The 13,192-nt window shown below is 68.6% G+C and carries 10 protein-coding genes and 3 pseudogenes; 5 read left to right on the forward strand and 8 right to left on the reverse strand.

What is annotated here, in order from left to right; all coding sequences use genetic code 11:
* From ACZ7H1_RS30150 to ACZ7H1_RS30170, 5 genes are all read right to left on the reverse strand, one after another.
* Window positions 1-171: transposase (locus ACZ7H1_RS30150; RefSeq protein WP_470791014.1), on the reverse strand; the 171-nt coding region annotated here is incomplete at its 3' end.
* Window positions 172-213: 42 nt separating this feature from the next.
* A complete protein-coding gene (locus ACZ7H1_RS30155; RefSeq protein ID WP_470790964.1) occupies window positions 214-681 on the reverse strand; it encodes a hypothetical protein in 468 nt (155 codons plus the stop codon).
* Entirely contained in the window at window positions 681-863 is a 183-nt protein-coding gene (locus tag ACZ7H1_RS30160; protein ID WP_470790965.1) for a hypothetical protein, read from the reverse strand. Before ACZ7H1_RS30160 ends, ACZ7H1_RS30155 begins: the two co-directional genes overlap by 1 nt.
* A 176-nt stretch (window positions 864-1,039) precedes the next feature.
* Window positions 1,040-1,171 (reverse strand): hypothetical protein, encoded by a 132-nt coding sequence (locus ACZ7H1_RS30165; RefSeq protein WP_470790966.1) that lies wholly within the window; start codon window positions 1,169-1,171, stop codon window positions 1,040-1,042.
* Window positions 1,172-1,221: 50 nt separating this feature from the next.
* A complete protein-coding gene (locus tag ACZ7H1_RS30170) occupies window positions 1,222-1,617 on the reverse strand; it encodes a MerR family transcriptional regulator (RefSeq protein WP_470790967.1) in 396 nt (131 codons plus the stop codon).
* 412 nt (window positions 1,618-2,029) lie between these two features.
* Here ACZ7H1_RS30170 and ACZ7H1_RS30175 point away from each other — a divergent pair, with 412 nt between their 5' ends.
* A complete protein-coding gene (locus ACZ7H1_RS30175) occupies window positions 2,030-3,532 on the forward strand; it encodes a SulP family inorganic anion transporter (protein ID WP_470790968.1) in 1,503 nt (500 codons plus the stop codon).
* Between the two features lie 101 nt (window positions 3,533-3,633).
* On the opposite strand, the pseudogene ACZ7H1_RS30180 reads toward ACZ7H1_RS30175, so the two are convergent.
* The 3 genes and pseudogenes from ACZ7H1_RS30180 to ACZ7H1_RS30190 form a co-directional block, all read right to left on the reverse strand.
* A pseudogene (locus tag ACZ7H1_RS30180) lies at window positions 3,634-5,326 on the reverse strand (DUF6119 family protein).
* A gap of 683 nt (window positions 5,327-6,009) precedes the next feature.
* Window positions 6,010-6,180 (reverse strand): annotated as a pseudogene (locus ACZ7H1_RS30185) (pirin family protein); the annotation flags it as partial.
* Window positions 6,181-6,182: 2 nt separating this feature from the next.
* Window positions 6,183-7,700: a hypothetical protein gene (locus ACZ7H1_RS30190; RefSeq protein ID WP_470790969.1), complete on the reverse strand. Its 1,518-nt coding sequence runs from the start codon at window positions 7,698-7,700 to the stop codon at window positions 6,183-6,185.
* A 593-nt stretch (window positions 7,701-8,293) separates the two neighbouring features.
* Here ACZ7H1_RS30190 and ACZ7H1_RS30195 point away from each other — a divergent pair.
* From ACZ7H1_RS30195 to ACZ7H1_RS30210, 4 genes and pseudogenes are all read left to right on the forward strand, one after another.
* A complete protein-coding gene (locus ACZ7H1_RS30195) occupies window positions 8,294-9,265 on the forward strand; it encodes an SNIPE associated domain-containing protein (protein ID WP_470790970.1) in 972 nt (323 codons plus the stop codon).
* 53 nt (window positions 9,266-9,318) lie between these two features.
* The gene (locus ACZ7H1_RS30200; protein ID WP_470790971.1) at window positions 9,319-10,887 is read left to right on the forward strand and encodes an FG-GAP-like repeat-containing protein; all 1,569 of its coding nucleotides are present in this window, start codon (window positions 9,319-9,321) and stop codon (window positions 10,885-10,887) included.
* A gap of 228 nt (window positions 10,888-11,115) precedes the next feature.
* A pseudogene (locus ACZ7H1_RS30205) lies at window positions 11,116-11,828 on the forward strand (winged helix-turn-helix domain-containing protein); the annotation flags it as partial.
* A gap of 337 nt (window positions 11,829-12,165) precedes the next feature.
* A complete protein-coding gene (locus ACZ7H1_RS30210; RefSeq protein ID WP_470790972.1) occupies window positions 12,166-12,855 on the forward strand; it encodes a hypothetical protein in 690 nt (229 codons plus the stop codon).
* Window positions 12,856-13,192 lie beyond the last annotated feature (337 nt).

The following is a 13,192-nucleotide window of genomic DNA, read 5'->3' on the forward strand; positions in this document are numbered from 1 at the left end:
CGACCCGTACCTCTCAGGCACGTCCCGCCATGCGACCCCGGTCCGGAACTTCCACACGATCCCGTTGAGAACCGTCCGGTCGTCCAGCCGCGGCCACCCGAAATCAGGCCGGGGCAGCAGTGGTTGCACGAGTTCCCACTCGGCATCGGACAGTTCATGGCGACGTATCACGACACCGTGATCCACAACCCAAGATCACTTTGACGACAGGCCCTAGCGGCGGGCAGATGCGGCCATGACGAGGCCGGTGACGAGCAGGGCCAGACCGATGACGAGCACGGGGGATCCGGGGCCCGGCAGGAAGTACATCGCCACCCCGGCCAAGGTCACAGGCGCACCGATGGCGACCATCACCCAGGCGACCTGTCGCTCAGATACAGGCTGCTCCTTGTTCGGCACTACGGGGGATGCGGCGGCGGGGGTATCGCGGCCAGTGAGGAATGCGGTGAGCGCCCCGATGAGCAGCGCCCAGGCCGCCGCAGCCCAGCCGAAGCTCGCACCGCCGATCAGGACCGTGGCGGCGGCGACCGTCGCACCGGCCGCCATGGCCTTGGGGTTCGTGGCGAACGCCCACTGGCGCCGGGCGCTGCCCGGGTGCTTCAGCTCCGTGAGCGCGGTCCGGACGACCAGGGCCGCGATGATGATCACGGGGGCCAGCAGGGAGGTATCGCCGCCGGTCATCAGATGCGCTTCCCGTCCGCACGGGCTACGCCGCTCTCGTTGTCCGGCGCTGAGTCGAGGACAGCCGCACCGAGGAGGACCAGGCCGCCGACGGTCTCGGTGCGCAGGACCCGGGTGATCGCCTGCCGCTCGGGCAGCGGCAGCAGACCGAGGAAGGGGGCACGCAAGCGGGTGCGGGCCATGGCAGTGGGCCTCCGAAGTGTGTCAGCGGCAAGAGGGCACACCGCCCCCAGGACGCCGACCAGACTTCCCGGCACACCGCGCGCCAGTTCTTGACGCGTTCTTTACACCGTATCCACCAGGTGGGCCGCTGTCTGCCCCCGCCGCTGCGCGTGATCACATCGGTGTCAGGTCGTGATCATTCTTGACGAGAGGCGCACCACCAGGCGGCGACGGCCGCCAGGATCAGGGCTGCGGCGGCGATCAGCTCTGGCCGCTCAGCCGGCATGGTGTAGAGGGCGGCGCCTGCGATCGTGAGGATCGCGCCCATCACGAGCAGGGGCGAGGCCGGACAGCGAGCTGGGCGGCGGGTCACCGCGGTCAGGACCCGGCCGATGCGGCCTGGTGCAGGCGCGTACGGAGCGTTTCGGCGAAGTCCTCAGCGCGGGCCAGCTGTACGCGGAGTTTGTCGACCTGCTCGGTTGCGGCCTGCTCGTACCCGCGCACACGGTCCAGCAAGATCTCGTACTCGCCGGGATCGAGACGGGGCTCGTTGTCGAGGCGGTCTGTGGCGTCGAGGAGGTCGCGCATCTGGTCGAGGGTGAAGCCGAGCGGCTTCATGCGGCGAATGACCATGAGCCGGGCGACGTCGGTCTCAGTGTAGAGGCGGAAGCCGCCCTGGGAGCGGGCCGAGGGGGCGACCAGGCCGGTCTCTTCGTAGTGGCGGATGGTGCGCAGGGACAGCTCCGTCCGCGCGGCGACCTCGCCGATCTGCATGTGCCTGTCGCCCGCGCTCCTGGCCCTTATCGTCGTGGTGGGCCGCGTCCCGCGCGACCCCGCCGATCTCTACTCTAACGTTAGGGTAGAGTCATTGTCGTCGAGGTGGCTCGTCTGCCCCACGACTGCCGTTCGGGGCCGATGGTGCTCCCGGTGAAGATCCGACTGTTGCAGGAGAGAGAGCGTGCGCGAGCTCATGACGCCCAGCGCCGCCGCCTGCCCGCCGTGATGCCTCTCGGATGCGAGCTGCCCGGCCGCGTACTGCGCAGGCCTGCCGCATCCACCTTTCCGATCTTCCGGCCCGTCTGATCTTCGGGTCGTCCGCGGGGCGCCGGCCCGGCTCCGCCGCGTTCTCCCGCACACCTTCGGCCTGCCAGCGGGGTGTGCCCGAGTACGACAGGTTCCCCTTCTCTTGTCTTCTTCCGTTGTGACTCCCGCGGTGCGGCTGCGCGGCCTGCGTCCGGACTGGCTGAACGACCCGAAGGTCTGGCGCACCGAGGTGCTGGCCGGCCTGGTCGTCGCGCTCGCGCTGATCCCGGAGGCGATCTCGTTCTCGATCATCGCCGGGGTCGATCCGGCGGTCGGCCTGTTCGCCTCGTTCACCATGGCCGTGGTCATCTCGATCGTCGGCGGCCGCCGGGCGATGATCTCCGCTGCCACCGGCGCCGTCGCGTTGGTGATCGCCCCGCTGAACCGTGAGCACGGCTTCGGCTACCTCGTCGCCGCCGTGATCCTCGCCGGTGTCATCCAGGTCGCGCTCGGCGCGCTGGGTGTGGCGAAGCTGATGCGGTTCGTGCCGCGATCGGTGATGGTCGGCTTCGTCAACGCCCTCGCCATCCTGATCTTCATGGCTCAGGTCCCCGAGATGCACGACGTCCCGTGGGCGGTGTATCCGCTGATCGCGGCGGGGCTGGCGCTGATGGTGTTCTTCCCGAAGGTCACCACCGTGATCCCGGCGCCGCTGGTCTCCATCGTCATCCTGACCGTCATCACGGTCGCGGCAGCGATCGCCGTGCCTACCGTCGGAGACAAGGGCGCCCTGCCGTCCTCGCTACCCGTCCCGGGCCTGCCCGACGTGCCGTTCACGATGGACACCCTGACCACCATCGCCCCCTACGCCTTCGCGATGGCGCTGGTCGGCCTGATGGAATCCCTGATGACGGCCAAGCTCGTCGACGAGATCACCGACACCCACTCCTCCAAGACCCGCGAATCGGTCGGCCAGGGCATCGCCAACATCGTCACTGGCTTCTTCGGCGGCATGGGCGGCTGCGCCATGATCGGCCAGACCATGATCAACGTGAAGGTCTCCGGCGCCCGCACCCGCCTGTCCACGTTCCTGGCCGGCGCGTTCTTGATGGTGCTGTGCATCGTCTTCGGCCCGGTCGTCTCCGACATCCCCATGGCGGCCTTGGTCGCCGTGATGGTGATGGTGTCCTTCGCGACGTTCGACTGGCACTCCATCGCGCCGGAGACCCTGAAGCGGATGCCCGCCGGCGAGATCACGGTCATGGTCATAACGGTGGTCTGCGTGGTCGCTACCGACAACCTCGCCATCGGCGTCGTCGTCGGCTCCGTCACCGCGATGGTCATCTTTGCCAAGCGTGTCGCTCACCTCGCAGAAGTCACTCCGGTCACCACCCCCGACGGCAGCAGCGTCGTCTACTCCGTGACCGGCGAACTGTTCTTCGCCTCCTCCAACGACCTCGTCGGCCAATTCAACTACGCCACCGACCCAGACAAGGTCGTCATCGACCTGTCCGCCGCCCACATCTGGGACGCCTCCTCGGTCGCCGCCCTGGACGCCATCGAGACCAAGTACGCCCAGCGCGGCAAGACCGTGGAGATCATCGGCCTGAACGACCCCAGCGCCGACCTCCACGGCAGGCTCACCGGTGAACTGACCAGCCACTGACCGCAACGCCGAGAACGTTGAAGGACCCGACCCACCGGTACAGGCAAGGGAGGTTCGCACGGTGCACGTAATGATCGTGGTCCTGGGCCGGGACGCCCAGGTCAGCGCCGGATGGCGATGACCTCGACGTCCGCGTTCATCGCGCGCAGCCTCCGGACCGCTTGCAGCAGTGAGACTTGGGCGAAGGCGAAGAGCGAGTCAACGGCGATGTCCTCGCCGTCCTTCAGCAGGATGCCGGAGACTACGCGGAGCGTGCCGAAGTCTTTGATGAGGCGGTGGTCTGGACTTTGGGCGGCCACCTGCTTGAGGAACTTGGCTCGCACCTCCAGATCGCTCCGCAAGGTCTCCACGGCGACCACGCCTTGGGCGAAGAGGTGGTTGAGGGGGGCGGTACTGGAGGTGGCCTTCTTGACGCAGATCAGCTGACTGTCAGGGCCCAAGACGTCGCAGATCTCCAGCCCCCCACCCTTGAATTTGCTGGTGTGGACATTCTTCTTGTCGAAGAGAAGGTATCCGTCTTGCTGCTGCCCGATGGTTGAACCAGTCCTCGTCGTGGGAATCTTGGCCGTCTGAGTTGAGCGGTCCCCTCGTCCAGCAGGGCAGCGTGACGGTCCGCGGAGCCTCGAAGAGGCTGGTGAGCTCCTCTTCCAGGGTTTCGATGAAGCCAGCCCCTACCTCGAACCATTTGCCGTTGCCGTAGAACAGCCGGTCGGGGTTGGCCTGTATGTCAGCGATCAGCCACTCCTTCCCGTTGGTGGCGACACCTGCAGGGGTTTGGCAGTCATCATCGCTGAACATGGTCACGCGGACGTCGGCGAGCGCCTTGAGCCGCTCGCCTTGCGGTTTGTCCTTCACGAAGGCCAGCAAGTGCCTCAGTTCGAGCTCGTTGGTTTCGATCACTCGGGCTCCGCGTCGGATGCGGAACGCCTGGGCCGAGCTGTGGTTTTCCTGACAGGCGTCGGGAACGCCGGTGGTCAGGCGGGGACTGTCCGGGTCGGCGAGCAGGCCCTCGAGGATCTTCTGGGCTTCGACAGCTTTGCGGCTGCCGTTGTTGAGGGTGTGGACCCTGCTGACGAATCGGAGCTGGGGTAGTGGATCAGGTCTTGCGCAAACGTCCTCGATCGTCTGCAGGTCGCTGAGGAACTCTTCCAGGCTGGTGGCCAGGGGGAGTTTGATGGCGGCCTGGGAGCATTCGACGCGTACTCGACGTGTCCGGCCCGATTCCAATGAGGTCAGCGCCAGCCCGCTCACGGTGCCGCATATACGGCGGACGACGGCACCGAATCGGTCCAAGCCGAAATCGTCGATGCGTTCACCGCGCGAGACCGAGTACTCGTCGACCCTGCCCCGGCCGTCCATGATCTGGTTGCGGACCTTGATGACTCCGGCGTCGTCGAGGCAGCGGGTCGCGAATTCCAGCCCGAACTCGTCGTCGCGGAAGTAGGGGTCCAGCATGTGGTGCCCCACTCCGTAACTCAGAGCGTAGACGCCGCGGGCAGTGCGCATGAGGACGAGGCCGGCTGCGGCACGATTCCTTTCGTTGACTTCCAGGCCGGTGATGGACTCGACGGTGTCGCACCAGTCAGCGCGCTCGCGTGGGACTCCTCCCGCCATCAGCAGCCCTTCGATGCCTTGACGGGCGAAGTGCCTGACCTGAAAGTCGGCGCCGTCAAGATATCTGTCGCGCACGAACTCGCTCAGCTCCACGGCATGGCCTTCGGTCTTCAACCGGTGGAGCGTGGACTTACGGGTGGCGGGTCGGGGTCTGCGGGTATTGCCCAAGGTGACCTCCACGCACTTGCAACGCAGGACCTACCAAGAAAACAGATGCGGAGGTGTCTCCACCACTGCACGGACCCTTCGAGTTCTGCTCGGATGGTTCCACCTGCACGGAGTGCACCTGGAGAGGCGAACGGTCGATCCAACACTGCTCCCGCAGATCCACAGCTGCGCCCGCCTGCAGGACAGCCCGCCCACTTCACGAACAGGCGTGACAGTGGGTGGACCGACGTACCGCAGCGGCGGGCGCCAAGGAGTGGGCACCCACTGGAAAGCCTGTCAGGCATGGGGCCCTAGTCGACGCCCCCGTGACAGCCCCACAGCGCGCTTTGTCGACTGCCAACAACCTCATGCGCCGACCTCCGCGACAGGCCAGCGACGGGCTTCGCCCTTCAAGGGGAATCGATCAGGACCTGCCTGCGTCAGCCGAACGGTTCGCAACCGGGCGCCCCAAGCGTGGCGCGCCACCTTCAGGAGCAACCTTTCGACCGCCCCCAAGTAACTAACTACTCGTCAGTAGAGTCAGCAAAGTGTCAGCATTCGTTCGACCAGACCTGACCAGAGCCTGTTACACATGAGACTCGACTTCAAGATCAACTAACCCAACCAGGGCCCGCTCCGACATCCGCGGGACCCCTGGAAGCGGAATGACTAGGGCCGCCGTACCCGAGGCCATCCTGAGATGGCATCAGACCAGTTCAGCGCACCCTTCCCCTAGGCTTCAAGCGAGTTGGGGGTAGTTCCGGGGCAGGAATCGGAGCGCCGTCATAGCCCTTCACCTCGCCGAAGCGGGTCCCCTTCATCCAGTCTTCGCGGGCCTGCGCGATATCCTCTTGGGAGCGTCCGATCCAGTTCCAGAACAATGCAATGCTCAGGGGCATCGACGCAGGTCAGACGCGTCCGGATAGCTGCCGGTCAGCAAACCGTCAGCCAGCTTCCTCGGCCCACTCCGCGAGTCCGTGTCCGCCGCGAGCTGCTCCTGGGTCAACTCCCCACGGCGTCGGGGACGTGCCGGCCCTGGGCGAGTACCGCCGCCCTGGTCCTGCCCGACTCGTAGCTGTGCGTCTTCGACGGCATGCGGGGAGTCTGCCCGGTCAGTCGCCGCCCCCGCAGCCACCCCACAACTGCTACCGCAGCCGCCGGAGGAGGAGCTGCCGCAGCTCGACCCCGAGCCGGAGGAGGTCGAGGAGGCCCGGCGGTCGCGGCGTTCCACGGCCCGCTTGCGTTCCGCGGCCTCCCGCCGGAGCCGGTCCGCCTTCAGTTGCAGTTGATACGAGGACTTGGCCGGGCTCCACGAAGTCCGGCGCGGCAGGCGTCGGCAGGTCAGCGGGGTGGCCCCGGCCCGCTCCTCGATGGTGTTGTGCGAGCTCCCGTAGACGGCGAAGGCGGGGACGACCTCGGCGCCGTCGTACGGGATTCCGTACAGGACGGCCTCGAAGGGCTCTCGGCGCGGGTTGACGTCGCGGTGTTTACGGCGCAGGGACGTTTCCTCGCCGCCGACCAGGGTGCGGCCGTCCCAGCCCTCGTTGTGGTGCGGCCGGGAGGAGGCCATGCCCTGCGCCGACCAGGTACGGGCGTCCGGGTAGATCCAGAAGCGATCGCCGGATTCCATGTACCGGAGCCCGACCCGCAGGGTGGGCTCCGGTCCCCCGTGCCGCCGGCGGGCGGCCCGGCGGGCGGAGATGCCGTCGGCGAGCACCGGGATGCCCGGAACGAGCAGCAGCAGGGCGGCGACTTGTTGGCCGACCGCGTCGTATGGCCGGCCGGTGCCGTGCGCCCGGACATCGTGGGCGATGGCCACGCCGAGCGCTGTGGCGCCGAGCAGGCAGAGGGCGCCGCCCGCGAGGACACGCCGCAGACCGCGGCGGCGGTGGGCGTCGCGCAGCCCGTCCGGAACCGGGTGACGAGCCGTCCCCGCGGCGCCCAGCGCGAGGTGCCGCTGGCGGCGGCGGGACCACAGGCACAGTGCGCTCCCGGCGCAGGCGAGGACGCAGAGACCGATCAACAGCCATTCCGCGGCCCGGCCCACGGCGTCCGGTGGCACGGCACGCGCACCGGCCAGGCTGAGCGCGGACCACAGCGCGAGCAGCGGGGCCGCCACGAGGGTCGCCACCGGCATCCGCCAGTACCAGAGCGGCAGGCTGAACAGCAGGGCCGATTCCGGGTAGCCGTCCCACACGGTGCCCGCGAAGGATTCCTCCGGGCCGCTCACGGCTATGAGCACAACGGTCGCGACCACCAGCGCCGTCAGCACCCAGGCGCCGACGGCCGGTACGAGCGCGGCGGGCAGCGAAGCCTTGCGCCAGCGCTCGGCGTCGGCGACGGTCCAGTCGGCCACGCCGCCCTCGGGTAGCGCCGCGGCGGGCAGGTATTTCACGTATGAGGGCACGGGGTCAGTATCCGGATCCCTCCCGGACCTCGACGGGTGCGCGTGTGACAGCTCGGCAACAGCCCCGGGACACATGACGACACGGCGGAGCCCCCGACCGTTGGTGCCGGTGCGGGGGCTCGGCCGCGGCTCTGCTCAGGGGGTGTCCGTCGGACACCCCCTGAGCCCCGTCAGGCCGGCAGGGCCGGGATCGTCGCCTCGTGGGCCTCGCGGAGTTCGGCCAGCGGGATGCTGAACTCCCCCTGGATTGCGCTCTTGCCTGCCCTGCGGGTCTCACGTGATGATCAAGCGGGACTACATAGCGATCGCTGTGATCTTGAACCCTGGGCGGCGTATGGGTGATTACCGTTTCAACCCGCCACCGAACTGGTTACTGCCGCCGACTGGACTGGGTACCCGACCCTTCCTGGCCGCCGCCTCCGCACGGCTGGCAGCTGTGGCTTCCGGCCCAGCCGGGTGGAGAAGACCCGGGGCCTGCGGATGCGGTTCGGGTGCCGCGTCGGCAGCGCGGGTTCCGTCGCAACCGCGGGGAGGGCGGGAATGAAGCCGAGCAACTGCGTGACTGAATCTCGCGCACCCAAGGGGCCGACGCCGTGGCGGTGGCGCTGCTGAAGCAGCAGACCCGTCAGGAGGCCGAAGAACTGTGCCAGCGGGCAGTGAACGAGGCCGGCGAAATCGTGCGTGCGGCGCGTCGTTCGGCCAAGGACAGCCAGGCAGCCGCTCGCCAGGCGGCGAAGGACGCGGAGAAGGCGCGGAAGGAGGCCGAGGGCTACCGCGCAGAGGTCTATCGGGCGGAGAGGTTAAACGATCTGCGCACGCAGATCGTCACCACCGACGAAACCGTGATGCTCCAGCAGATCGGAATCTACTCCTACCGCCACCCGCTGGACGACGCTGTGGCCTATCGGATCCGGCTGGACGCCATCAAGGCGAAGATCAAGGAACTCGCCCGCTCCCAGCAAGCCGTGCTCGGTGCCAGCGGATGGACCGTCAACGGTTCGGCCCGCCAAGGCACGAAGATGATCCGCGACTATTCGAGACTCATGCTCCGCGCCTGCAACGCCGAGGCCGACTACGCCGTGCTCAGCATGCGCCCGCACCGGCTCACCTCGCTGGTCGACCGCCTGCACAAGAGCCGGGAGACGATCGCCAAGCTGGGTACCACAATGGACATCCGGATCGCCGACGCGTACCACGACGCCCGGGTCGAAGAGCTCCGCCTGACGGCTGACTTCCTGGCGCGCAAGGAAGAGGAGAAGCAGGCCCAGCGTGAGGCCCGCGCGCGAGAGCGAGAAGAGGCAACTGCCCAGCGGGAACTGGACCGTGAGCGGACCCACCCGCACCCGCTCTCCGGCTCGCTGCTGGTGCTCCGCGACGCGGGAGCGGCCTGCCGAGCGTCCCCTTCGGAGGCGGTCGGAACTGAGGCGCCGCGTCCCCGCACTCCCTGCCGCCTTCCGGGTGGTCACCGAGCTGGGAACGGTGTGTATGAAGGTCTGACCGGGTGGAGTGGTGGAAGGTGGCACAGCCGGACGTGGGGATTCCGGTCTTCCGGAACGTGTCACTGAGAGGGTGTCGCATGACGACCGTGTCGAGTTGCTGTGGAAGCGCGCGAGGAATCGTGCCTCTGACTCGGGCAGCCGGGCCGACGGCCCGGCAGCGGGCGCGTGTGGTGGCCGGCGCGACCGGTGTGGCGCTGGCCGCTGCCGTGGTCATGGCTTCTCCGGCCCATGCCCAGGACCTCTTCGACCCGGCCGTGAACTACGCCGCCGGAACGAGCCCGGAGTCGGTGGCGGTGGCCGACTTCAACGGTGACGGCAGCCCCGACCTCGCCACCGCGAACGGCTTCGCGAGCACGGTGTCCGTCATGTTCAACAACGGCAACGGCACCTTCGCCGCCCCCATGAGCTACGCCACCGGGACAGGTCCGCGGGGGGTGGCGGCGGGCGACTTCAACGGCGACGGCCGCCCCGATCTCGTCACCGCGAACAGCAACAGCAGCAGCCTCTCCGTGCTGATCAACACCGGTACCGGCACCTTCGTGACCGCCGTGGACTACCCCTTGGGCGGGCCCACGTCGTCGGTTTCGGTGGGTGACCTCAACGGAGACGGACGTCTCGACCTCGTCGCTGCGAGGCCCAACGACGACATGGTGTCCGTCCTGCTCGGCAACGGCGACGGCACCTTCGCCGCCCCCGTGGCCTACGGCACCGGCAATGAGCCGCGCGCGGTGGCGATCGCCGACTTCAACGGGGACACCATCCCTGATCTCGCCACCCCGAACGCCAGTGGCGACAACGTGTCGGTCCTGCTCGGCGCCGGCGACGGCACCTTCGCCACCCCCCTGAACTCCGGCGCCGGCGACCTCCCGTTCGCCATCGCGGTCGGGGACTTCAACGCCGACGGGCGCTCCGACGTCGCCGTCGCCAACTCCGACGCCGCCACCGCGTCCGTCCTGCTCGGCAACGGGGACGGCACCTTCGCCACCGCCGTGCCCTACACCGTGGGCGCCGGCCCATTCTCCATCGTGGTGGGCGACTTCAACGCCGACGGGCGCCCCGACCTCGCCACCGCCGACGGCAACGCCAACAACGTGTCGGTCCTGCTCGGCAACGGCGACGGCACCTTCGTCACACCGGCCGAGAACTACGCCGTCGGCAACACCCCGGCCTCCATCGCGGTGGGCGACTTCAACGCCGACGGGCGCCCCGACCTGGTCACCGCCAACATCAACGACAACAACGTGTCGGTGCTGCTGGCCTCGGCGCCAGGGCCGGCCGACTGCGCGAGCGCTACGCCCACGATCACCGGCACGAACGGCAACGACAACATCACCGGCACCCCGGACGATGACGTGATCTTCGCCCTGGCCGGGAACGACATCGTCAACGGCGCCGGCGGCAACGACCTGATCTGCGGGGCCACCGGCAACGACCTCCTGAACGGGGGCGCCGGCAACGACCGCATCGAAGGCGGCGCGGGCAACGACCGCATCGACGGGCAGGCGGGCGACGACACCCTCATCGGCGACGCGGGCAATGACAGCCTGGCCGGCCGTACTGGAGACGACACACTGTCCGGAGGACCCGGTAACGACCGCCTCGATGGAGGACCGGACACCAACACCAACGACGGCGGCACAGGCCGGAACGTCTGCACCAACCCCTCCACCGGCCCCGGCTGCCCGTGACGCGCCGGCCCCCCAGGTAGGCCAGCTCGCCGACCGCCATGAACATCTCCGTCCGCGTGTGCTGGTCGGAGAATCGGCCGCCAAGCCCGAGCGCACTGTCACACCGAACTCACCGCCAACCCGGCCTACTCACCACCGCACTCACCGGTGAGATCGCCGGTTACTGAGCTTGAAGGCGGGTTGTCGTAGGGGGCTGACGATCGCTGATCGTCGCGGTATGCCGGGTGTATGAGGTATCCGCAGGGTGGGGGTCTGACCGCGGAGAGGCAAGCGTTCCGCGAGCGGGTCCGGATGGAAGCAGCCGCAATGTTTGCTGCCGGGCGGGGCAGCACGGAGATCGCGAAGGAGTTACGGGTCAGCGTCCGGTCGGTCCAGCGGTGGCGGCGGGCCTGGCAGGAGGCCGGCCGGGACGGGGTGCGTTCCCGTGGTCCCCAGCGTCACGTCCGAAGCTGAGCGACGCGTTGTTCACCGTCCTCGAGGAGGAGCTGGCCAAGGGCCCGGTGGCTCACGGCTGGCCGGACCAGCGATGGACGCTGGCCAGGATCAAGACCCTGATCGGCCGCCGGTTCCACAAATCGATGACGCTGTCGGGGATCTCGCAGATGCTGCGGAGACACGGCTGGAGTCATCAGGTGCCAGCCCGTCGTGCGGTCGAGCGCGACGAGGCGGTGGTGGCCGGCTGTGTGAAGGACATGTGGCCGCAAGGGGAACCACCGCGGCGGCGCTCGGGGCCTGGATCGTCTTCGAAGACGAGGCCGGATTCTCGATGACGCCGCCGACCTCACGCACCTGGAGCCGACGCGGCACCACACCGGTCATACGTCCACAAGGACCGCCGGATGAGGGCCTTCATCGACGCGCAGGACTGGGTCACGGCATACCACCTGCCGCCGTATGCACCCGACCTCAACCCCGTCGAAAGCATCTGGTCGGTACTCCGCCCGACCATCCAGGCACCCGCGGGTTGCGCTGGTGGTGACAGTCCTCATCGTGCGCCACAGCCGGCACGGCGAGCGCGGAGACAACGGCGCCGGCCGCCAGGACGGTGGCGGCGATACGACATCCGGAGAACGAGCCGGACATCAATGACGCTCCCTCAAGAACAGGAACACACCCGCCGATACAGGATGTGTAGCGGCTGGGTCCTCGTCCCGTAGTGGGCCGAGGACCCCCACTTTCGACGCCTCGCGGGCTGCCGCACAGGCCTCCACCAGGCCGGTTACCAGACATGACAATCCCGCCACAGTCACCTGCACAGGGCACACACCCCGTACGAGCGTGGCCCTGACATTTACTGCCCGCTACACCCACCCGCCCCCGACACCGCACCCGCGATCTTCACGCCCCGGCGCAGCGCCGGGGCGCACAGTCCACAACGACCTCCACGTCGTCGGCGTTGCCGGCGGCAAGGTCTTCCACACCCGGCGCAACGCCACCGGCCACTGGACCTCCTTCGGCGACGTCGTCGGCGCCGTCGGGCCGATCGGCACCGTGACCACCGCCGCCATCGCGAGCGTCGGCGGCGAGCTCCAGCTCATCGCCGTGAGCAGCGGCAAGGCATTCCACACCATCCGCAACACCGCCGGACAGTGGAGCACCTGGGGCAACGTCGCCAACGCCGCCGGCACGACGGGCCCCATCACCTCGGTGAGCATGGCTGGCACCGGCGGTGACGCGCAGATCGTCATCGCCACCGACAACGGCACCCGTCAGTACCACGCCATCCGCAAGTCCGACCGGACCTGGGCCACCTTCGGTGACCTCAAGGACTACCTGGGCACGGTCACCGTCAAGTCCCTCGGTGCCGCTCACGTCGACGGCGAGCTGCAGCTGACGGCCACCACGGCCGACAACAAGCTCATCCACATCATCCGCCACGCCGACCGCACCTGGACCCCGACCACCACGGTCACTCTCCAGGGCGTGACCGGAACCCTCGGCACCACCGCCATCACCGGCACCCTCTAGCCGTTAACGTTCGCCGCGCCCTCGCCCGGTTCGGCGAAGGGAACGGTCTCCCGTCGAGCCCGGAGTACCTCACTCCGGGCTCGACCCATCTTCGGTAGCACTCCAGCCCCTGGACACCTGAGGGGCACGGCGACCTGGCGGGACGCGACCCGCCATCACCCGTCCCTTCTACGCCCGCGGGGACGGCCCCCAAATCCGGGATCTCTCGCACGTCCTGCTCACGCGTGGGGGGGGGGGGGGGGGGGGGGGGGGGGGGAGAAGGAGGGGGGGGAAAGGGGGGGGGGGGGGGGGGGGGGGGGGGGGTGGGGGGGGGGGGGAGCGGGCGGGCGCGGCGAGC

Source organism: Streptomyces sp. NPDC037401 (assembly GCF_055602345.1).